The sequence below is a fragment of the Halomonas sp. YLGW01 genome (genome assembly GCF_014840935.1).
Taxonomy (GTDB): domain Bacteria; phylum Pseudomonadota; class Gammaproteobacteria; order Pseudomonadales; family Halomonadaceae; genus Onishia.
The window spans coordinates 1,302,383-1,322,324 of the sequence record NZ_CP062005.1; the positions used below are offsets into that span (position 1 = coordinate 1,302,383).

Consider the following 19,942-nt stretch of genomic DNA (forward strand, 5'->3'; position numbering starts at 1 on the left):
GGGTCAGGTCTTGAGGAGATCAAGCGTCAGGCGTTGATAGGTGACAGGCAGTCCCTCGCTGTCGCGCAGCTGCTCGTAGCGTTCCCGGGCACCCGCGACATCACGTCGGGTCAGGGTGCTCGCGGGCCGGGAGAGTTGCGCGCCTACGCCCTTGATCGAGGCCATCACGGCCGGGAGGTCCGGGTAATGAAAGCGCTCTCCGACCTGCTCGAGATCCACGGCATCGAAGCCCGCTTGGTGCGCGGACTGCTCGAGTACCTGGGGAGGAAGGAAAGTGAGCAGGGCACCGGGCCGCGACCAGGCCCAGCCGACCTCCGCGAGGGTGCCGGGCCCGAGGGTGTTGAGCAGCGCCCGGCCGCCGGGCCGCAAAACCCGCTGGAGTTCCTGCAGGACCGCGTCCAGGTCCGGGCACCACTGGATAGCCAGGTTGGAAAACACCAGATCCAGGCTGGCATCGGCCAGTGGCAGCTGGGCGGCATCGCCACATAGCCAGCCGAGTCGCTGACCATGCTGTTCGCGGGCCTGGGCCAGCATTCCCGGGGCCAGATCGAGCCCGACCACCCGGGTCGAGGCGTCGGTCTTCGAATAGTGGTGGGCGAGGCGTGCCGTCCAGTGGCCGGGGCCGCAGCCCAGATCAAGCACGCGCGTGGCGTGATCGGGCAGCCGTTGCCAAAGCGCTTCTCCCATGGCCTGTTGCGCGGTGGCCAGTTCGCCATAGCGGGGCGCGGCACGGCTAAAGGCATGGGCGACACGACGGCGCCAGTCGCTGGAAGCGGCCGCCACCTGCTCCTCTGGGGTCGCGTTCGAGGGGGCCGTCGCCAGAGTCATGCAGGGCACCCGGCGCGCATCAGGGCGGCGTCGTCATGCGCCCTGGCCAGTGCGGCCAGCCGGCCGGCCAGGACTTCAGGCTGGGAGAGCTGCGGGCAATGGCCGGCCAGGTCGATCGGCCGTGACAGATTCGGCGCCATGTCATCGTGGGCGGTGGGAGTCAGCGGGTCCCGCTCGCCGGTCAGCGTGAATATCGAGCAGGGAGGCGCGGTGAAGATATCGCTATTATCGAGCCTTGCCAGCCAGTCGAGGCCAATCGCCAGGCTGGAGAGTGTGGCGGGAGGCGTATCGCCGATAAGCGCCTGAAGCTGGCGGTGGACGAGGCGCGGCCGGGGCTCACCGCCCAGCTGCCAGCGCAGGAAGTGTCGCCAGGTCGCCAGCGGGTCCTGGTCGAAGGCATCCTGGAAGGCGGCCAGGGCAGCCGGCGTCACGCCGTCCTGCGCTTCTTGCTGGCTGGTCGTGAAGCGCGCGTGCATGCCCAGGCTCAACAGCGCCCGGGGGGGCGGCAGGTGCTCCAGTAGTGACGTGGCTAGCAGGCCGCCTAGCGACCAGCCGACCCAGACCGCATCCGGTGGCAGGGCATCGGCCATGGCCTCGGCCAGCGTCGCGAGGTCCTCGGGCATTATCTCCTCGCGCCGATCGCCGTAGCCGGGCCAGTCCGGCGTGGTCACGTCGAGATCGGCGGGTAGCGATGCGATCAGCGGCTGCCAGATACGGGCGTCGATGCCCCAGCCGGAGAGCAGGACGAGCCGGGTCATGACGCCTGGGCCTCCCGGTACCTGAGTTCGGCCAGCACGTCGAGCAATGCCTGGATGTCCGTCCACTCCTGCTGGGCATTGAGCACGATGCGTAAGCGCGCCATCCCGCGGGGGACGGTCGGGTGGCGAATCGCGCCGACCATGAAGCCGGCCTCTCGCAGGGCTTGATTCCAGCGCAGGACGCGCTGATTGCTGCCGAGCAGGATCGGCTGGATGGGGGTAATGGAGTCCATTAGTGGCAGTCCCAGTGTCTCGGCCACCTGGCGGAATCGCGCGATGTGAGCATGCAGTCGTTCTCGGCGCTCGGGTTCCTGCTCGCTGATGTCCAGGGCGCGCAGCGTCGCCCGGGCAACGCCGGGGGGTTGGGCGGTGGTGTAGATGTAGGGCCTTGCGAATTGGGTCAGGGCCTCGATCAGCACATCATCGCCGGCCACGAAGGCGCCGAAGCTGCCGAGGGCCTTGCCCAGGGTGCCGACCAGTACCGGTACCTGGTGGGTCGAGAAGCGTTGCCCGACCAGGCCGGCACCGTTCTCGCCCAGCACGCCGACGCCATGGGCATCGTCTATCATCAGCCAGGCACCGTGTCGCTGGCAGGTGGCGGCGAGGCCTTCTACATCGGCCATATCGCCGTCCATGCTGAAGACACCATCGCTGGCCACCAGCCTGGCCTGGTCCCGGGGTGCCCGGCTCATCAGACGATCAAGATCTGTCATGTCACGGTGATGAAAGCGCCGCGAGGGAGCGTTGGCCAGGCGTGCGCCGTCGATCAGCGAGGCGTGATTGAGACGGTCCTGGAAGACTCGGGTGTCGCCACTACACAGGGTCTGCAGCACGCCGAGGTTGGCCATGTAGCCGGTGGAGAAAAGCAGTGCCCGAGGTCGCCCGGTGAGCTCGGCCAGTCGTTCCTCCAAGGCATGATGGGCCGGCAGATGACCGTTGACCAGATGTGAGGCACCCGCCCCGGCCCCCTCCTGACGTGCGCCTTCTGCCTGGGCCTCGGCGACCCGAGGGTCGCGAGCCAGGCCCAGATAGTCGTTGCTGGCGAAGTCCCGCAGCGGGGCGCGCGGGTTGGGCGACATGATCAGCCGCTCGCGCCACAGGTCGTCTTCCCGCTGCTGCGCCAGTCGTGACTCGAGGCGTTGCTTGAGCATGTCAGGCGAGGTGGACGGATTCGGCGGTGGCGTCATAGAAGAGCTCCTGTGGGGCCTGACGTTCCATGACCTGGCGGCGCATCGAAGCATCCAGGGCCGCTTCCTGTTCCCTCTCGTCGTGGCAGGTCCGATTTTCCTCGGGGTGCAGGCCAAGCTTGTCGAACAGGGCTCGGTCACGCAGCACATCGGGATTCTCGGTGGTCAGTAACTTGTCACCATAGAAAATCGAGTTGGCCCCGGCGAGAAAGGTCAAGGCCTGGGTGGACTCGTCCATCAGCTCGCGTCCGGCGGACAGCCGTACATGACTCTTCGGCATCATGATGCGTGCCACGGCGATGGCTCGCACGAAATCGATCGGGTCCAGGTCGTCGACATTCTCAAGCGGGGTGCCCTCGACCTTGACCAACATGTTGATCGGTACCGATTCCGGGTGCGGGGACAGGCTGGCCAGCTGCTGCAGCAGGGCGGCGCGGTCGCTAAGTGCCTCGCCCATGCCGATGATGCCGCCGGAGCAGATCTTCATGCCGGCCTCGCGAACATTGGACAGCGTATCGAGTCGCTCGTCGTAGCTGCGCGTGGTGATGATCTCGCCGTAGTACTCCGGTGAGGTATCCAGGTTGTGGTTGTAGTAGTCGAGGCCGGCGGTGGAGAGCTGCCGGGCCTGATCATCGTCGAGCATGCCTAGCGTCATGCAGGTCTCGAGGCCCAGCGACTTGACCTGGCGGACCATCTCCAGCACCACGTCCAGGTCCTTCTGGCGCGGGCTGCGCCAGGCCGCGCCCATGCAGAAGCGGCTGGCGCCGGCCGCCTTGGCATCGCGTGCCTGGGCGACCACCTTCTCGATCTCGAGCAGCTTCTCCTTGCCAAGACCGGTGTTGTAGTGCCCAGATTGCGGGCAGTACTTGCAGTCCTCGGGGCAGGCGCCGGTCTTGATCGACAGCAGGGTCGAGACCTGAACGGCGTTGGGATCGAAGTGCTGGCGGTGCACCTGCTGCGCCTGAAACAGCAGGTCATTGAAGGGCAGGGCGAACAGTGCCTCGATCTCGGCGAGACGCCAGTCATGGCGGATGGCGGCAGGGCTGACTAAGGTCATAGGCAGGAGGCACTCATGGTCGTTGGTTAACTTTTCCATCGCTTGGAGTTAACAGAGATGATAGAGGCTCTCGCTCTTCTGTCAACCAGATACCTCGCAGTGGTTGACCAGTTGGCGCAACGGGCCTTGCCCGGGCATTGCGCCTTCTGTCTGGGCGAGACGCTACCTGAGACGCCATGGTGCCTCGCCTGCGAAGTGGCGCTGCCCTGGAATGAGCATGCCTGCCCCGGCTGCGCCGAACCGCTGCCCGGCCAGGCCTTGGTCGAGGAGGGGCCGCGGCGCTGTGGTCGCTGCCTGATTCGGCCACCGGCCTTCGATATGGCGCGGGCGCCGCTGCGCTACGAGGCCGAGGTGGCGCGCCTGGTGCAGGCGTTCAAGTTCTCGGCCTCGCCCCGTGCCGGCACCCTGCTGCTGACGCTGCTTGAGGCCGGGCACGAGGTGCCGGTCACGAGCGGAGCGGGCAGCTCGCGGCCCGAGGCGCTGATCCCGGTGCCGTTGCATCCCCGCCGTGCCCGGGAACGGGGTTTCGATCAGGCCGACTGGCTGGGCCGTCGCCTCGCCCGGCGACTGGACCTGCCGTACATGATGGCGCGGCGGGTGCGCATGACACCGACCCAGCGCGGCCTCGCGCGCCCGTCGCGGCTTGCCAACCTCAAGGATGCGTTTCTTGTCGAGCGGCCGCTGCCGGCGCATGTCGTGCTGCTCGATGATGTGATGACCACCGGCGCCACCTTCGAAGCCCTGGCTCGGGTCTGCCGGACGGCGGGCGCCAAGTACATCGAGGCCTGGGCGGTGGCGCGCACGCCCAGGCGTTGATCGCTGGAGGAGAGCTGTGCGATCTCGGGTGAGAGGGCGAACTCTGCTAGCATGACCGTCTATTCGCCGATTCAGGATCACGCCGTGGCCGTTGCCCCCCATCCCTTCGAACAGCTGAGCCCCGCCCGCATCGTCGATGCCGTGGAGTCGCTGGGCTTCTGGTTGCCCGGCGAGCCCTTCGCGCTTAACAGCTACGAGAATCGGGTCTTCCTGTTTCATGATGACGAACGGCTTCGCTGGGTGGTCAAGTTCTATCGTCCCCACCGCTGGAGCGATGCCCAGATTCAGGAGGAGCATGACTTCCTGGCCGAGCTTGATGAAGCGGACGTCCCGGTGGCGGCGCCCTGGCGAGATGCGGAGGGGCGCAGCCTGCACCATTTCGATGACTTTCGCTTTGCGCTCTTTCCCCAGGTCAGCGGACAGGCCCCGGAGCTCGAGAACCCGGTACACCTGTTCGCGTTGGGGGATCTGATCGGGCAACTACATGCGGTCGCGCGTCGCCGCACCTTCGTTCATCGGCAGCGGCTGGACGTCACCGGTATGGTGGAAGAAAGCCGCGAGCAGGTGCTGACGGCGCCCTGGATGACCCGCCAGCAGCGCCAGGCCTACGAGCGCATCAGCGAGAAGCTGGGCGAGCAGCTCAAGGCCCGGGCCTGGCCGGCCGAGTCACTGATCCGCACCCATGGCGACTGCCATCTGGGGAACATCCTGGGGCGGGACGAGCACTTCGCGCTGGTCGACTTCGATGATTGCCTGATGGCGCCGGCGGTTCAGGATCTGTGGATGATGCTGACTGCCCAGCACGATCAGGAGGCGCAGATGCAGCTTTCCGAGTTGCTCGAGGGCTATGAGCAACACCTGGACTTCCCCCGCGCCGAACTCGCCTGGATCGAGCCGCTGCGAGGTCTTCGCCTGATGCGCTATGCCGCTTGGCTGGTGACGCGCTGGTCAGATCCGGCGTTCCCCAGGGCCTTTCCCTGGGTCGCCGACGAGGGCTACTGGGATCAGCACCTGCGAACCCTGGAGCAGCAGCGCCAGTTGCTTGAGGAGTCGCCGCGCTGGTTGACCTGAGTCCTGGCGGGCGGGGTGGCAGAGGTGAAGCGGCTTGTAGGAGGAAAGGGCAGACGGGAGGCGTCGGCCACACGATGGCCGACATGAGCTTCATCTTCCGGCCGAGGTTGGCTGAAGAGCCGGGGCAGGACGGATGCGAAAGCCGAGCGAAGCGGCGCCTGCAGGGGCCGGATAGAGGCGCGTGCAAGCAGGCCGCCTCCCCGGGAAACCGGCGCTTGCAGGCAACCGGTCAATCCGCGTCGGCACCGTTATCCGCCGTAGCGGCCTGGCGCCGCTGCTCGTTGAGGCGCGCCGAGGGGTTGTCCTGGGCCTCGATCGAAAGCGCTTGGCCCAGTTCCAGCTGGAACGCGTGCGCGGGGCGAAGTTCGGCCCGTTGACAGCCGCGCTCATCGCTTGCGGTGCAGGTGGCGTTGACGCCGAAGTCGCCGTTGGCATCAAAGGCGGCCGCCGACAGTTCGCCACTGAAGATCTCACGGGTGTCGCCCATGACCTCGATACAGGTCAGGGTGTTGGCGGAGAGCCGCATGCGATCCTCGACCAGGCGTGCATCGGCGGTGATCAGACAGTGCGCCGGCAGCGGCGGTGGATCATCCTGACGGACCACCGGCTTGAGCAGCACATTGGCTCGATCCGGGGAGGTGCGGTCGAGTTCGAGGGTATCGACCACCTGAACGTCGATGCGCGCTTCCGAGGGGAGGCGCAGGGTGTCGCCCATGGCCAAGTTCGGCAGGATCAGGCCGACCGCCAGCAGGTAAGCGTAGCGTTTCATCATGGGGCATCTCACTGTCTAACGGCCCCGTCCGGGGGATGCCAATCACTCTACCATAGGGTATGCGACGGCCCCAGCCAGTGGCCGAGCGTCCTGCGTGGCACAATGTCACGTCGTCTGCCTGTATTCGCGTGAGACAGCGCTGCAGGGTGGCGCCGGGTAGGCTAAAATCGGGGCTTTTACGGCATCTTTTTATTGTACATAAAAAGAAATCTGTATACCTTTTGTATATCATTAGCGTAAAGGCCCAATCATGACCGACCAACTCGCCGACCACTTTCGTCAGATCCTCACTGGCCTGGGCGAAGACCCCGAGCGCGAGGGCCTGCGCGATACCCCGAAGCGGGCCGCCAAGGCCATGCAGTTCCTGACCCGCGGCTACGATCAGTCGCTGGAATCGCTGATCAACGGCGCCGTCTTCGAGTCCGAGACCGACGAGATGGTGCTGGTCAAGGATATCGAGCTCTATTCGATGTGCGAGCATCACATGCTGCCCTTCATCGGCAAGTGCCATATCGCCTACCTGCCCAGTGGCAAGGTGCTGGGACTTTCTAAGTTCGCCCGCATCGTCGACATGTATGCCCGTCGGCTGCAGATTCAGGAGAACCTGACTCGCCAGATCGCCGAGGCGGTCCAGCAGGTCACCGATGCCCGTGGGGTCGCCGTGGTCATCGAGGCCAAGCATCTGTGCATGATGATGCGCGGCGTCGAGAAGCAGAATTCCAGCATGAGCAGTTCGGTCATGCTGGGCGCCTTCCGCAACAATCAGGCGACTCGCCAGGAGTTCCTGACCCTGGTCAACGGACGCTGAGCCGCTTACCCGCTCACACGAAGGGAGTTCGTCATGCCGCTGCACGCCTTGAACGACCAGCATCTCGATCATGATCTCGCCACCATTCGCATCAAGAACCTGAGATTGCGGACCTTTATCGGCATCAAGGAAGAAGAGATCCGTAACCGCCAGGACGTGGTGATCAATGCGGTGATCCGCTATCGGGCGGATCGTGCGGTGCAGTTCAACCACATCGATCAGGCATTGAACTATCGCACCATTACCAAGCACGTCATCGCCCATGTGGAAGAGAATCGCTTTCTGCTGCTCGAACGCATGACCCGTGAGGTGCTCGATATCATCATGTCCTATGAGCAGGTGCTGACCGCCCAGGTCGAGATCGACAAGCCTCATGCCCTGCGCTTCTCGGATTCGGTATCGATTACCCTCTCCGATTCACGGGAAGTGGCCTCCGATGCCTGAATGACTTGGTGACGGCGGCCACTTCGGCTTAGCATGGAAGCCAGAGTCGATGGACAGGAGATTCCCTTGGACGGCGACATTCTCGCCTTCGACGACGATACCCAGCAGGGTGTCGTCGAGGCCCATGACGGTCAGCGCTATACCTTCGAGTTGTCGGACTGGCGCGGCCGGGGCTTGCCCGCTTCCCAGGTGGCGGTCCGCTTCACCCCGCGGGGAAGCCGGGCCGAACAGCTGATCAATCGACCGGAAGCCCAACGCAAGGCCAGGGCCAGCCGGCCGCTGCCTCCTCATGATGATGCCGGAGAGGCCCCTGTGCGGCGGTATTCCGGCCTTGCCGTTGCGGCCATCAGTCTGGCCTTTCTGGCCCTGTTCTTCGACGGCCAGGCGCCTCTGCTGGGACTCGGCGCCGCCGTGCTCGGCGTGCTCGGGCTGAGACAGATTCGTCAAGCGCCGCGACGCTTCTCGGGACGCTTGTTCTGCTGGGGGGCGATCGGCCTGGCGCTGCTGGTGGCCGTGCTGTCGGTGTTGGTGGACCCGACGATTCGGCCGCTTCCCTGAGTTGGCTACAACGACATGCGGCCCGGGGTATCCCGCCGCTTCACAGGAAGGAGATATTCCATGGAAGCCCTGCAAGAGAACCCGTTGTTTCGCCCCTTCGCCTATATCGACGGCAGCTGGGTCGCCGCCGACAGTGGTGAGCAGATCGAGGTGCACAATCCGGCCACCGGCGAGGTGATCGGCAAAGTGCCGCGCCTGGGGCGGGGCGAGACCGAGCGGGCCATCGCCGCCGCCGAGTCGGCCTTTCCCGCCTGGCGGGCGCTGACGGCGCTCGAGCGCGCCGATATCCTCATGAAGTGGCATGACCTGATGCATGAGCATCAGCAGGAACTCGCCCAGATCATGACCCTCGAGCAGGGCAAGCCGCTCAAGGAGGCGGCCGGGGAAATCGCCTATGCGGCGAGCTTCCTGCGCTGGTTCGCCGAACAGGCCCGGCGAGTCTATGGCGAGACCATCCCGGCAGCCAACGCCAACCAGCGCGTCGTGGTCACCAAGGCGCCTATCGGCGTGGTCGGGGCCATCACGCCCTGGAACTTCCCGGCGGCGATGATCACCCGCAAGGCCGGTGCGGCGCTGGCCGCCGGCTGTCCGATCGTGGTCAAACCGGCCAGCCAGACGCCGTTCTCGGCCACCGCCATGGCGCTGCTGGCCGAGCGTGCCGGTGTGCCCCGCGGCATCTTCAACGTGGTACCGGGCCAGGCCAGCGCCATTGCCTCGGCACTGACCGAATCGCCGGTGGTGCGCAAGATCACCTTCACCGGCTCCACCGAGGTCGGTCGCCAGCTGATGGCGCAGGCTGCCCAGAACATCCAGAAGCTGTCGCTGGAACTCGGGGGCAACGCGCCGTTCATCGTCTTCGAGGGCGCCGACCTGGACGCGGCCGTCGACGGTGCCATGGCCGCCAAGTTCCGCAACGCCGGCCAGACCTGCGTGTGCACCAACCGCTTCCTGGTGCAGTCCAGCGTGGTCAACGCCTTCTGCGAGAAGCTGGCGGCCGCCATGAATAGCGAGCTGCATGTCGGCGACGGCACCGAGGAGGGCGTCAACATCGGCCCGCTGATCGACGAGAAGGCCGTGGCCAAGGTCAGCGAGCATGTGCAGGATGCGGTCGACCGTGGTGCCCATGTGCTGTTGGGTGGTCATCCGCACCCGCTGGGAGGCAGCTTCTTCACCCCGACTCTGGTCAACGGGGTGAGCCCCGATATGCGCGTGGCCAAGGAGGAGACCTTCGGCCCCCTGGCCGCAGTCTTCTCCTTCGATGATGAGGAGGATGCCGTGCGCATGGCCAATGACACCGAGTTTGGTCTCGCCGCCTATTTCTACAGCCGTGATCTGGGGCAGGTATGGCGCGTCTCGGAGGCGCTCGAATACGGCATGGTGGGCATCAACACCGGGGCGATCTCCAATGCCGCCACGCCCTTCGGTGGCGTCAAGGCCTCCGGGCTTGGCCGCGAGGGCGGACATCAGGGCATCGAGGAGTTCCTCGAGACCAAGTACCTGTGCATCGATCTGGGCAATTAAGCCGGAAGAGCGCCACGTCTAGCCGGACGCTGAAAGCAGAACACCCCGCCGAGCACGCTCGGCGGGGTGTTTTTATTGGGAAGCTCAAGATAACGGCTGGACGACGCATGGCCGAGGTCCAGCGTTATTCCGTCTGCTTAATGGCGGAAGTGGCGCATGCCGGTGAACACCATGGCGATGCCGGCCTCGTTGGCCGCCTCGATCACCTCGGCGTCACGCATGGAGCCGCCGGGCTGGATCACGGCGGTGATGCCGGCGGCGGCGGCGGCATCGATGCCGTCGCGGAACGGGAAGAAGGCGTCGCTCGCCATCACCGAGCCGGGCACCGAGAGACCCTCGTCGGACGCCTTGATGCCGGCGATCTTCGCCGAGTAGACGCGGCTCATCTGGCCGGCGCCCACGCCGATGGTCTGGCCCTGCTGGGCGTAGACGATGGCGTTCGACTTGACGTATTTGGCGACCTTCCAGGCAAACGCCAGGTCGCGCAGCTCCTGCTCACTGGGCGCGCGTTCGGTAACCACCTTGAGCTCATCGCGTCCGACCATGCCGAGATCACGATCCTGCACCAGCAGGCCACCGGTGACGCGCTTGAAATCGTGAGCCGGGCGGCGCTCGCCGGGCCAGTGGGCGCCCACGTCGAGCAGGCGCACATTCTTCTTCTCGGCGACGATGGCCACGGCCTCGTCGCTGACCCCCGGGGCGATGATCACTTCGACGAACTGACGATCGATGATGGCGCGGGCAGTCTCGGCGTCCAGCGGCACATTGAAGGCGATGATGCCGCCGAAGGCGCTGGTCGGGTCGGTGGCGAAGGCCTTCTCGTAGGCCTCGAGCGCTGTCTCGCCGAGGGCCACGCCGCAGGGGTTGGCGTGCTTGACGATCACGCAGGCGGTGTCGGTGTAGGCCTTGACGCACTCGAAGGCGGCATCGGTGTCGGCGACGTTGTTGAACGACAGCGCCTTGCCCTGCAGCGACGTGGCGGTGGCGACGCTGGCCTCACTGGCGTCGTCCTCGACGTAGAAGGCGGCCTGCTGGTGCGGGTTCTCCCCATAGCGCATGTCCTGCTTCTTGACGAACTGGGTGTTGTAGGTGCGCGGCAGGCCGTCGGTGCCGCCCTCGACCTTGGTGCCCAGGTAGTTGGCGATGGCGCCGTCGTAGCGAGCGGTATGCTCGAAGGCCTTGACCGCCAGGTCGAAGCGGGTGGCATCGCTCACGGCGCCGTCCTGCTCGGCCATCTCGGCGAGCACCCGCGGATAGTCCCCGGCGTCGACCACGATGCTGGTGTGGGCGTGGTTCTTGGCGCAGGCACGCACCATGGTCGGGCCGCCGATATCGATGTTCTCGATGGCGTCCTCGAGGGTGCAGTCCGGACGGGCCACGGTCTGGGCGAACGGGTAGAGGTTGACCACCACCATGTCGATCGGCGCGATCTCGTGTTCGGCCATCACCGCGTCGTCCTGGCCGCGGCGACCGAGGATGCCGCCGTGGATCTTGGGATGCAGGGTCTTGACCCGGCCGTCCATGATCTCCGGGAAGCCGGTGTGCTCGGACACCTCGGTGACGGCGACGCCCTGCTCCTTGAGCAGGCGGAAGGTGCCACCGGTGGAGAGCAGCTCGACGCCATGGGCGACGAGGCCCTTGGCAAAGTCGACGATGCCGGTCTTGTCGGAGACGCTGATCAGGGCGCGGCGTACCGGCAGCGAGGAAGAGGCGTGATTGGCCATGGGCGGACTACCATTCGTTGCGTTGGGGGAGGGAAAACGGCCAAGGGCGCCGCGAGGGCGCCCTTGAGGGGAAATCAGATCAGTTCATACTGCTTGAGCTTCTTACGCAGGGTGCCCCGGTTGAGGCCGAGCATCTCGGCGGCACGGGTCTGGTTGCCCTTGGCATGCTCCATCACCGTCGCGAGCAGGGGCGCCTCGACCTCGGCCATGACCATGGCGTAGAGGTCGGTGACGACGCCACCGTCCAGGTGATCGAAGTAGCGGCGCATGGCGGCATCGACCGCCTCGCGCAGGGGCTGTTCCTGATGATGGGGGGCGCTAGCCAGGGCGGTACCGCGCTCGATGGCGCTGAGGCTCAAGGCCTCTTGGCCGCTGGCCATGAGATCGTCGGGCGTTGTCGCTTGCCTACTGGTCATGCTGCACTGGTTCCATCTGTCGTCAGGGTCCGTGGCGAGCCTTCGGCGCCGTGACAAAACAGTTCGTCCACGAAATGAAGTTGATCCCGGGCGCTCTCCAGGACATTGAAACGGGCCCGGTGGGCCTTGAGTTCGTCGGCCGGGCAGTGCCGGGCCAGGTACCATCCCAAATGCTTGCGCGCGATGCGCACGCCCATGTGCTCCCCGTAGAAGCCGTGCAGGGCGTCGAGGTGACCGTGCATCACCCGTCGGCGCTCGTCGCGTGAGGGGGCCGGCAAGGCACGTCCGTGGCGCAGATAATGGTCGATCTCCCGGAAGATCCAGGGGTTGCCCTGGGCACCGCGGCCGATCATCACCGCATCCGCCCCAGTATAGTCGAGGACGGCAGCCGCCTTGGCCGGGGAATCGATATCGCCGTTGGCGAATACCGGCAGCGAGACGCTGTTCTTGATCGCGGCGATGGTGTCGTACTCGGCATGGCCGCTGTAGCGCTGCTCGCGGTGGCGGCCGTGCACGGCGAGGGCCTTTATGCCGGCCTCTTCGGCGAGTCTGGCGATGCGCACGCCGTTGTTGCTGTCGGCGCACCAGCCGGTGCGAATCTTCAGCGTCACCGGGATGTCCACGGCGGCCACCACGGCCTCAAGAATCTCGGCGACCAGGGCCTCGTCGCGCAAAAGGGCCGAGCCGGCGGCCTTGTTGCAGACCTTCTTGGCCGGACAGCCCATGTTGATATCGATGATCTCGGCGCCCTGGTCGGCGTTGAGGCGTGCCGCCTCGGCGAGCATCGTTGCATCACCACCGGCGATCTGTACGCTGCGCGGGCCCGGCTCGCCGGCATGATCCAGTCGCAGACGCGACTTGCGCGTATGCCACAGGGCCGGGTCGGCGGTAACCATCTCGGACACCACCAGGCCAGCGCCCAGCCGCCGGCAGAGCTGGCGAAAGGGACGGTCGGTGACGCCGGCCATGGGGGCCAGGATCACACGATTGGACAGGCGGTGCCGGCCGATGGCGGGCAGGCTAGCGGGCATGGGCGTCACGGGGTTGCTCGATCAGGGGGGCATATCATACCCATCGGCCGGCGTCGGGTGAAGGCGAAAATGTCCTTTGACCGCGCCGGCCGGGGTGTCAGGCGCCGGGGCGGTGGCCTTCCAGCCGCACCCAGCCCTCGCGTTCCTCGGGCTCGGCCATCTGGAGTCCCTGGGCGAGATAGGCCGTGAGCACCTCGTCGGCCTGGTGGGCGAGGATGCCCGACAGGGCCAGGCGACCGCCCGGAGCGACGTGCCCGGCGATGGTCGGCGCCAGTTCGATCAGGGGGCCGGCGAGGATGTTGGCCAGCACGATCGGGTAGTGACCCTCGCTGAGCTGCTCGGGGTAGTGGAGGCTGAGTCGGTCGGCCTCGACGTCGTTGCGCTCGGCGTTGTCGCGGCTGGCGGTCAGCGCTTGGGGGTCGATGTCACTGCCGGTGGCGCGGGAGGCGCCGAGCTTCAAGGCGGCGATGGCCAGGATGCCCGAGCCGCAGCCGACGTCGAGCACCTCGCGGTCCTCGAGCTCACCGGAGACCGCCAGGCCATCGAGCCATTCCAGGCACAGGGCGGTGGTGGGGTGGGTGCCGGTACCGAAGGCCAGGCCCGGGTCGAGGCGCAGATTCACGGCGTCCTCGTCGGGCGCGTCCTGCCAACTCGGCACGATCCACAGGCGGCTGCCCATCTTCAGCGGCGCGAAGCCGTCCATCCACTCCCGCTCCCAGTCCCGGTCGGCCAGCAGCTCGTATTCGATCTCCGGGCAGGGCTCGCCGGGCATCTCGGCGGCCCAGGCCGCGCGGACCTGCTCCAGCATAGCCTCGATGCCCTCCAGGTCGTCGTAGAGCCCGGTGAGGACCGTCTCGTCCCATAGCGGGGTGGTGCCGCGATCGGGCTCGAAGACCGGATCGTCGTGGGCATCCTGCAGGGTGATGGCGTTGGCGCCCTCGGCGAGCAGCAGCTCCTCGAGCAGCTCGGCCTGGGCCGGGGCGATACGCGCCTTGAGTTGTAGCCAGGGCATGACGTGAACCTCTCGAAAACCGTGGTGAAAAACGCCAGCGGGGCGGCCTGGGCCGCCCCGCTGGGGGAGAGTCGCTCGATTCCTCGGATGAGGCCTCGGGGCGCAGGACGCCCCTCTGGGCTCAGGCCTCGAGCTTCTTCTCCAGGTAGTGGATGTTGACCCCGCCCTGCTGGAAATAGCCGTCGCGGACCAGATCCTTCTGCAGGTCGATGTTGGTCTTGATGCCTTCCACCAGCAGTTCGTCGAGCGCGTTGCGCATGCGGGTCAACGCGGTCTCGCGGCTCTTGCCCCAGGTGATCAGCTTGCCGATCAGGGAGTCATAGTGGGGCGGCACCGAGTAGCCGGTGTAGAGGTGCGAGTCCATGCGCACGCCGAGGCCACCCGGGGCATGATAGAGGGTGATCTTGCCCGGTGAGGGCACGAAGGTGCGCGCATCCTCGGCGTTGATGCGGCACTCGAAGGCGTGGCCATTGAGGACGACATCCTCCTGACGGATCGACAGCGGCTGGCCGGAGGCGATGAGCAGCTGCTCCTTGACGATGTCGACCCCGGTGACCATCTCGGTGACCGGATGCTCGACCTGCACGCGGGTATTCATTTCGATGAAGAAGAACTGACCCTTCTCGTACAGGAATTCGAAGGTGCCGGCGCCCCGATAGCCGATCTCGACGCAGGCATCGGTGCAGGCCTTGAGCACCTGGGCGCGGGCGTCCGGGTCCAGCTGAGGTGCCGGCGCTTCTTCGAGCACCTTCTGGTGACGGCGCTGCAGCGAGCAGTCCCGGTCATAGAGATGCACCGCATTGCCCTGGCCGTCGGCCAGCACCTGGACCTCGACGTGACGGGGCTGCTCGAGGAACTTCTCCATGTATACCGTGCCATCGCCGAAGGCCGCATTGGCCTCGTTCTGGGTCACGCTGATCGAGGAGAGCAGGTGCGCCTCGCTGTGCACCACGCGCATGCCGCGTCCGCCGCCGCCCGCGGCGGCCTTGATGATCACCGGATAGCCGATGCGGCGCGCCACCGCCATCGCTTCCTCGGGCTCCTCGGGCACCGGGCCATCGGAGCCTGGTACCGTGGGCACGCCGGCCTTCTTCATCGCCTCGATGGCGCTGACCTTGTCGCCCATCAGGCGAATGGTATCGGCCCTGGGGCCGATGAAGGCGAAGCCGGAACGCTCGACCTGCTCGGCGAAGTTGGCGTTCTCGGAGAGGAAGCCGTAGCCCGGGTGAATGGCATCCGCATCGGTGACCTCCGCGGCGCTGATCAGCGCCGGGATGTTCAGGTAGGACTTCGCCGAGGGGGCCGGGCCAATGCAGACCGCTTCATCGGCGAGCCGCACATGCATCAGTTCCCGGTCGGCCTGGGAATGCACCGCCACGGTCTTGATGCCCAGCTCCTTGCAGGCACGCAGGATGCGCAGGGCGATCTCGCCACGATTGGCGATGAGTACCTTGTCCAACATCTTGTATCCGCCCAGATTGGAATGGAAAGAGGGGGTGAGAGCGGCCTTAGCCGATGACCAGCATGGGCTGATCGTATTCCACCGGTTCGCCGTCTTCGACCAGGATGGCTTCGATGACGCCGTCCTTGTCCGCTTCGATCTGGTTCATCATCTTCATGGCCTCGACGATGCAGATCGTCTCCCCCTTCTTGACGCTCTGGCCGACTTCGACGAACGCCTTGGCGCCCGGCGCCGAGGCGCGGTAGAAGGTGCCGACCATCGGCGAGTTCACGGTATGGCCGGTGGGCGCAGCCGGAGCAGCCGGTTCTGCCGATGCCGCGGGCGCCGCCGGTGCGGCGGCGGGGGCCGGCGCGGCGGGCGCGGGCTGGTAGGCCACGCCGTTGGGGTGGCGGCTGATGCGAACCGACTCTTCGCCTTCCTGAATCTCGATTTCGCTGATGTTGGATTCTTCCAGCAGCTCGATCAGCTTCTTGACCTTGCGGATATCCATGAGTCTGTCTCGATCGGGTGATTTAGGTGGAACGTACCGGCAGGCTGACGGGGCCGGAGGCGCTGTCAACCTGCTCAAACTTGGTCTAGATCACGGCATGATGCTGCACGATGCCGCTGATAGGCGCCTCTATGCGGCGTGTCGGCGGAGTGTGCCGAAAAAAACAAGGCATGTCCAGTGACGGCCGGTGACCGTCAGGCCGAGCGTTCGTCTGCTGTCGGGCGCTCCCCCAACCACTGTAGCAGGGCACTCAGATGCGCGTTCAGGGGAGCCGCCGTGACTTCGCCCTGGATGCGCGCCTCGCGGATCTCCTCGCCTCCGGCGAAGAACAGCAGGCTCGGGGGCCCGAACAGCTCGAAATGCTTGAGGAGGGCGCGGCTATCGGCGTTGGTCTCGGTCACGTCGACCCGGATGCGATGAAAGTCGTCGAGGCGCGCCGCCACCTGGGGCGCGGGAAAGACATCGCGTTCCATGATCTTGCAGGAGATGCACCAGTCGGCGCTGACATCGACAAAGGCAGGCTGGCCGGCTCGAGCGGCGCGCTCGAGTTCCGCCTTCAGCTGTGCGAGTCGGGTCACGGTGGTGAACTGCGGGGCCGCCTGCTGGGGCCGGCTGTACGTGGAGGCGGCTCCCGGTGACCCGCTTAGCGGGCGCAGCGGGTCATCGCCGCCGCCGGCCGCCCCGATGACGAGCGCGAGACCCCAGGTCAGCAGGAGCAGCCCCGCCGCCTGCCGCAGTTGAGCCTGGCCGCGTGGGTAATCGAAGCGCAGGGCGCCCAGCGCCAGGGCGCTGCCAACGGCCAGCGCGCCCCACAGCAGCAGCGCGACCGGTCCGGGCAGCAGGCGCTCGATCAGCCAGATCGCCACCCCCAGCAGCAGCACCCCGAACGCCGACTTGATGCCCTGCATCCAGGCTCCGCCGCGAGGAAGCAACGTGGCGCCGAAGGTGCCCACCAGCAGCAGCGGCACGCCCATGCCCAGCGCCAGGGCGAGCAGGCCAAGGCCGCCCATCGTGGCATCGCCGGTGGAGGAGATGAACACCAGGGCGCCGGCCAGCGGCGCCGAGACGCAGGGCGAGACCACCAGCACCGAGAGAGCGCCGGCAAGCGCCAGGCCCAGCGGGCCGCTTCGCTGTGCGCGTGCCTGCCAGGCGTCGAGCCGCTGGGCGAACCCGCCCGGCAGGCGGAGATGAAAGACGCCGAACATGGCCAGGGCGAATAGCGCGAAGAGGACGGCGAAGGGAATCAGTACCGTCGGGGCCTGCAGGCGTGCCTGGAGGTTGAGGCCCGCCCCGAACAGTCCCATCAGCACGCCGACGCCGGCATAGGTCAGCGCCATGCCGGTCACGTAACTGCCGGACAGGGCGAAGGCGCGCAGCCGCGAGGGGCGTTGGCCGACGATGATCGAGGCGAGGATCGGCATCATCGGCAGCACGCAGGGGGTGAAGGTCAGCCCGAGGCCGGCGAGGAAGAACAAGCCCAGTATCAGCGCGGGCGACGCCTCGCCGAGCAGGTTGCGGAAGTGGCCGTCCTCGCTTGTCAGCGACGATGGGGTGGTGGCGATGGATGACGGGGACGAGGCGAGGCGGTCGGGTGATCCGACGGTCCCGGCCTGGTCCGTGGGCGATGTCGAGGCGAAGGCGGCCGGCGGGGAGCCTGGCAGGGCGGTCAGTTCGATCTGTTCGGGGGGGTAGCAGAGGCCGGCCTCGGCACAGCCCTGGTAGTCCAGGGTCAGGGTGATCGCACCGGCATCGCCTGCCCCCTCGACAGGCGTCGGGAAGACCACGCGGTCATGAAAGACGTAGACCTCGCCGAGAAACTCGTCCTGCTTGAAGGTGCCGGCGGGCAGGGTCGGCTCGCCGAGTGACACCCCGGGCGTGGCGCTCTCGACGCCCAGGCGGTGACGATAGAGGTAGTACCCGTCGGCGGCCTCGATCCCCACCATGACCCGGTCATCGTCGATCCAGGCGTGGGGGATGAAGGCCTCTTCTACCGGAAGGAAATCTCCCTGGCCGCCGCCCGAGGAGAACAGCTGCGCCTGCAGGGGCAGAGGGAAGGCCAATAGCAGGCCGAGAGCCAGAAACATGAGCCGTGACATCAACGAAAACATCCTTGCGGGTCTTGAGGGCTTGAGCGCGGGAGAAGGGGCCGGCACTGCTCGGCGCCTGTCTGCGACCGGGACGCGCGGCGGGAGTTCCGCGGTCGTGGAAACTCCTCATGCATTCATTTGCTAGGATAACTCATGCGACCTGTCGCCTTCATGCTAGATAGGAGCGACAGGATCGCCGGAATTTTCTCAACCGCCAAGGACGTTGACGATGCCATTGTTTGGATCACGCAGGGCCCGCCCCGCTCGGCCCACCGATATTCTCGAGCGCCCGGACTATGGCTGGATATGGAAGCCGCTGCTGGGGTTGTTCGCCCTCTATCTGGTCGTGACCCTGGCCCTGGGGGGCTGGTGGAGCCTCACCCCCGCGAGCTTCGATGTGCAGCGCGCCAGCGCCGAGCAGCGTGGCCGGCTCTCGTCCGAGCGTCCGGCGAGAAACGGAAATGTCGAGAGCACAGGCCATGCAGAGAGCGTTGACACTAGCGGCTCGGCCGACGAGGCAGTGGCGAGTGACGAGGCCAGCACCCCGCCGCTGGATACCAGTCCGGCCGGCCGCGGGGCGGTGATCGCCGCGACCCAGATGACGCTGCTCGATACGCTGCTCGACAAGTCGGGTGGCTACCTCCGCAACGACATGCTGCCGCCGGGACTGTGGCTCGATAACATGCCCGCCTGGGAGTTGGGGGTGCTCCGTCAGGCCCGAGGCCTGGCGCATGCCCTGGTGGAAAAGGGGGCCGTGGAGGAGGGTGCGCTGATGGAAGCCCGGGAGCGGCTCGACGGTGATAGCCAGGATTGGCTCTACCCCTCGACGGAGCACCGCTTGGCCAAGGCCCGCGATGCTTATGCGGGGGTGCTCGCTGGATTCAACGATCAGCGACTGGCGCTGCCCGCCGAAGGCGATGTGCCGGCCTATTGGCTGTCCCGGGTGGCGCGGCGACTGGATGAGCTGACCTATCGCCTGTCGGCCAGCGTCGCCGACCCCGAGGCCCTGCGCGAGCTTGAGGTGGACGTCGACCAGCTGCCGGGGCGCACCCCTTGGTATCGCGTCGATGACATCTTCTTCGAGGCCCGTGGTCAGGCGTGGGCCCTTGAGCATCTGCTGGCGGCCATGGTGGCCGACTACGGCGATGTGGTGGCGGCCGCCGATGCCGAAGGGCTGGTGGAGCGCTTAAGTGCCGAGCTCGAGCAGGCCCAGCGGCGGCTGTGGAGCCCCGTAGTGCTCAATGGCACGGGGTTCGGCGTCTTCGCCAACCACTCGCTGATGATGGCCGCCTATACCCAGCGCGCCGCGCAGCTGGTTGAAGCGCTCTCGGGTCGCCTGGCTGGGGTCAGTGCGCCGGACGCGCCGTCTGATCCGTCCGCGCAGCAGCCCACGGCCGCCGAGGCAGCCACCCAGACAGAAACTCAGACAGAAACTCAGACAGAAACTCAGACAGAAACTCAGACAGAAACTCAGACAGAAACTCAGACAGAAACTCAGACAGAACCCCGGCCGGAAGCCCGGCCGGAAGCCCAGGCGCCGGCAGCCGGTGAGGCGTCGTCGGATGGGCAGGCCCAGGTGTCCGTCGAGAACGAGCAGGGCGCCGAGGCCGTCGACGCCACGTCCGATGCGGCTGTGTCCTCGACAGGCGAAAGCACTGATGACAGTGCAGGTGCCGAGAGCGCCGATCATGAAGCCGGTGCCGGCGAGCAGGCAGGGGCTGATGCTGCTGGGGCCGATGGAGCGACTGAGAGCGCCGGTCAAGTAAGCCCCTCGGCATCGGCCGCTTCATCGTCTGGCAGTGCTGAGGCGAGTGGCAGTGAGCCGTCGGCTGAATCGACAGATGACGAGGTGGCGACCCAGGGGGAAGGCTGAACGTCGTCCAGTCGCGAGGAAGACAGC

The 19,942-nt window shown here is 66.5% G+C and carries 19 protein-coding genes; 7 read left to right on the top strand and 12 right to left on the bottom strand.

Annotated elements, in window-relative coordinates; genetic code table 11:
* Positions 1-3: 3 nt before the first annotated feature.
* Genes IEJ03_RS06080 through bioB form a run of 4 tightly spaced genes read right to left on the bottom strand, consistent with a single transcriptional unit; the run spans position 4 to position 3,830 of the window.
* Positions 4-828 carry a methyltransferase domain-containing protein gene (locus IEJ03_RS06080; protein ID WP_192036774.1) on the bottom strand — a complete coding sequence of 275 codons (825 nt, stop codon included), beginning with the start codon at positions 826-828 and terminating at the stop codon, positions 4-6.
* Positions 825-1,586, bottom strand: coding sequence for an alpha/beta fold hydrolase (locus tag IEJ03_RS06085; RefSeq protein WP_192036775.1), 762 nt, complete (start codon positions 1,584-1,586; stop codon positions 825-827). The genes IEJ03_RS06080 and IEJ03_RS06085 overlap by 4 nt, the downstream gene beginning before the upstream one ends.
* Positions 1,583-2,773: an 8-amino-7-oxononanoate synthase gene (bioF, locus tag IEJ03_RS06090; RefSeq protein WP_242458062.1), complete on the bottom strand. Its 1,191-nt coding sequence runs from the start codon at positions 2,771-2,773 to the stop codon at positions 1,583-1,585. Before bioF ends, IEJ03_RS06085 begins: the two co-directional genes overlap by 4 nt.
* Positions 2,739-3,830 (bottom strand): biotin synthase BioB, encoded by a 1,092-nt coding sequence (gene bioB, locus IEJ03_RS06095; RefSeq protein WP_192036776.1) that lies wholly within the window; start codon positions 3,828-3,830, stop codon positions 2,739-2,741. The genes bioF and bioB overlap by 35 nt, the downstream gene beginning before the upstream one ends.
* 99 nt (positions 3,831-3,929) lie before the next feature.
* On the opposite strand from bioB, the gene IEJ03_RS06100 reads away from it, so the two are divergent.
* Together IEJ03_RS06100 and IEJ03_RS06105 are read left to right on the top strand one after the other, a co-directional pair.
* Complete coding sequence (locus tag IEJ03_RS06100) at positions 3,930-4,646, top strand: ComF family protein (RefSeq protein WP_242458063.1); 717 nt, start codon at positions 3,930-3,932, stop codon at positions 4,644-4,646.
* 51 nt (positions 4,647-4,697) lie between these two features.
* Complete coding sequence (locus IEJ03_RS06105) at positions 4,698-5,717, top strand: serine/threonine protein kinase (RefSeq protein WP_242458064.1); 1,020 nt, start codon at positions 4,698-4,700, stop codon at positions 5,715-5,717.
* Positions 5,718-5,946: 229 nt separating this feature from the next.
* Here the strand turns inward: IEJ03_RS06105 and IEJ03_RS06110 are convergent, their stop codons facing one another.
* Positions 5,947-6,489 carry a hypothetical protein gene (locus tag IEJ03_RS06110; protein ID WP_192036777.1) on the bottom strand — a complete coding sequence of 181 codons (543 nt, stop codon included), beginning with the start codon at positions 6,487-6,489 and terminating at the stop codon, positions 5,947-5,949.
* A gap of 250 nt (positions 6,490-6,739) precedes the next feature.
* On the opposite strand from IEJ03_RS06110, the gene folE reads away from it, so the two are divergent.
* From folE to IEJ03_RS06130, 4 genes are all read left to right on the top strand, one after another.
* A complete protein-coding gene (gene folE / locus IEJ03_RS06115) occupies positions 6,740-7,297 on the top strand; it encodes a GTP cyclohydrolase I FolE (protein WP_192036778.1) in 558 nt (185 codons plus the stop codon).
* Between the two features lie 33 nt (positions 7,298-7,330).
* On the top strand, positions 7,331-7,741 hold the full coding sequence (folX, locus tag IEJ03_RS06120; protein WP_192036779.1) for a dihydroneopterin triphosphate 2'-epimerase: 411 nt from the start codon (positions 7,331-7,333) through the stop codon (positions 7,739-7,741).
* A 66-nt stretch (positions 7,742-7,807) separates the two neighbouring features.
* On the top strand, positions 7,808-8,299 hold the full coding sequence (locus tag IEJ03_RS06125; protein WP_192036780.1) for a DUF4190 domain-containing protein: 492 nt from the start codon (positions 7,808-7,810) through the stop codon (positions 8,297-8,299).
* Between the two features lie 60 nt (positions 8,300-8,359).
* Positions 8,360-9,820 (top strand): NAD-dependent succinate-semialdehyde dehydrogenase, encoded by a 1,461-nt coding sequence (locus IEJ03_RS06130; RefSeq protein ID WP_192036781.1) that lies wholly within the window; start codon positions 8,360-8,362, stop codon positions 9,818-9,820.
* Positions 9,821-9,957: 137 nt separating this feature from the next.
* Here the strand turns inward: IEJ03_RS06130 and purH are convergent, their stop codons facing one another.
* The 7 genes from purH to dsbD form a co-directional block, all read right to left on the bottom strand.
* Positions 9,958-11,544, bottom strand: a complete 1,587-nt coding sequence (gene purH / locus IEJ03_RS06135) for a bifunctional phosphoribosylaminoimidazolecarboxamide formyltransferase/IMP cyclohydrolase (protein WP_192036782.1) — start codon at positions 11,542-11,544, stop codon at positions 9,958-9,960.
* Between the two features lie 74 nt (positions 11,545-11,618).
* Positions 11,619-11,960: a DNA-binding transcriptional regulator Fis gene (gene fis, locus IEJ03_RS06140; RefSeq protein ID WP_242458065.1), complete on the bottom strand. Its 342-nt coding sequence runs from the start codon at positions 11,958-11,960 to the stop codon at positions 11,619-11,621.
* A complete protein-coding gene (gene dusB, locus IEJ03_RS06145; RefSeq protein ID WP_192037211.1) occupies positions 11,957-12,991 on the bottom strand; it encodes a tRNA dihydrouridine synthase DusB in 1,035 nt (344 codons plus the stop codon). The genes fis and dusB overlap by 4 nt, the downstream gene beginning before the upstream one ends.
* Positions 12,992-13,088: 97 nt before the next feature.
* Positions 13,089-14,003, bottom strand: a complete 915-nt coding sequence (gene prmA, locus IEJ03_RS06150) for a 50S ribosomal protein L11 methyltransferase (RefSeq protein WP_192036783.1) — start codon at positions 14,001-14,003, stop codon at positions 13,089-13,091.
* A gap of 121 nt (positions 14,004-14,124) precedes the next feature.
* A complete protein-coding gene (accC, locus tag IEJ03_RS06155; RefSeq protein ID WP_192036784.1) occupies positions 14,125-15,465 on the bottom strand; it encodes an acetyl-CoA carboxylase biotin carboxylase subunit in 1,341 nt (446 codons plus the stop codon).
* A gap of 46 nt (positions 15,466-15,511) precedes the next feature.
* Positions 15,512-15,955: an acetyl-CoA carboxylase biotin carboxyl carrier protein gene (gene accB, locus IEJ03_RS06160; RefSeq protein ID WP_192036785.1), complete on the bottom strand. Its 444-nt coding sequence runs from the start codon at positions 15,953-15,955 to the stop codon at positions 15,512-15,514.
* A gap of 194 nt (positions 15,956-16,149) precedes the next feature.
* The gene (dsbD, locus tag IEJ03_RS06165) at positions 16,150-18,051 is read right to left on the bottom strand and encodes a protein-disulfide reductase DsbD (RefSeq protein WP_192036786.1); all 1,902 of its coding nucleotides are present in this window, start codon (positions 18,049-18,051) and stop codon (positions 16,150-16,152) included.
* A gap of 220 nt (positions 18,052-18,271) precedes the next feature.
* Between dsbD and IEJ03_RS06170 the strand changes: the two genes are divergently transcribed.
* Positions 18,272-19,915 carry a DUF2333 family protein gene (locus IEJ03_RS06170; RefSeq protein WP_192036787.1) on the top strand — a complete coding sequence of 548 codons (1,644 nt, stop codon included), beginning with the start codon at positions 18,272-18,274 and terminating at the stop codon, positions 19,913-19,915.
* Positions 19,916-19,942: the final 27 nt, after the last annotated feature.

What these genes read in the sequence shown, in the direction of transcription:
- IEJ03_RS06080 (WP_192036774.1), bottom strand. Translation starts at nt 828, where the DNA reads ATGACTCTGGCGACGGCCCCCTCGAACGCGACCCCAGAGGAGCAGGTG.
- IEJ03_RS06085 (WP_192036775.1), bottom strand. Translation starts at nt 1,586, where the DNA reads ATGACCCGGCTCGTCCTGCTCTCCGGCTGGGGCATCGACGCCCGTATC.
- bioF (WP_242458062.1), bottom strand. Translation starts at nt 2,773, where the DNA reads ATGACGCCACCGCCGAATCCGTCCACCTCGCCTGACATGCTCAAGCAA.
- bioB (WP_192036776.1), bottom strand. Translation starts at nt 3,830, where the DNA reads ATGACCTTAGTCAGCCCTGCCGCCATCCGCCATGACTGGCGTCTCGCC.
- IEJ03_RS06105 (WP_242458064.1), top strand. Translation starts at nt 4,698, where the DNA reads ATGACCGTCTATTCGCCGATTCAGGATCACGCCGTGGCCGTTGCCCCC.
- IEJ03_RS06110 (WP_192036777.1), bottom strand. Translation starts at nt 6,489, where the DNA reads ATGATGAAACGCTACGCTTACCTGCTGGCGGTCGGCCTGATCCTGCCG.
- folE (WP_192036778.1), top strand. Translation starts at nt 6,740, where the DNA reads ATGACCGACCAACTCGCCGACCACTTTCGTCAGATCCTCACTGGCCTG.
- folX (WP_192036779.1), top strand. Translation starts at nt 7,331, where the DNA reads ATGCCGCTGCACGCCTTGAACGACCAGCATCTCGATCATGATCTCGCC.
- IEJ03_RS06130 (WP_192036781.1), top strand. Translation starts at nt 8,360, where the DNA reads ATGGAAGCCCTGCAAGAGAACCCGTTGTTTCGCCCCTTCGCCTATATC.
- purH (WP_192036782.1), bottom strand. Translation starts at nt 11,544, where the DNA reads ATGGCCAATCACGCCTCTTCCTCGCTGCCGGTACGCCGCGCCCTGATC.
- fis (WP_242458065.1), bottom strand. Translation starts at nt 11,960, where the DNA reads ATGACCAGTAGGCAAGCGACAACGCCCGACGATCTCATGGCCAGCGGC.
- dusB (WP_192037211.1), bottom strand. Translation starts at nt 12,991, where the DNA reads ATGCCCGCTAGCCTGCCCGCCATCGGCCGGCACCGCCTGTCCAATCGT.
- prmA (WP_192036783.1), bottom strand. Translation starts at nt 14,003, where the DNA reads ATGCCCTGGCTACAACTCAAGGCGCGTATCGCCCCGGCCCAGGCCGAG.
- accC (WP_192036784.1), bottom strand. Translation starts at nt 15,465, where the DNA reads ATGTTGGACAAGGTACTCATCGCCAATCGTGGCGAGATCGCCCTGCGC.
- accB (WP_192036785.1), bottom strand. Translation starts at nt 15,955, where the DNA reads ATGGATATCCGCAAGGTCAAGAAGCTGATCGAGCTGCTGGAAGAATCC.
- dsbD (WP_192036786.1), bottom strand. Translation starts at nt 18,051, where the DNA reads ATGTCACGGCTCATGTTTCTGGCTCTCGGCCTGCTATTGGCCTTCCCT.
- IEJ03_RS06170 (WP_192036787.1), top strand. Translation starts at nt 18,272, where the DNA reads ATGCCATTGTTTGGATCACGCAGGGCCCGCCCCGCTCGGCCCACCGAT.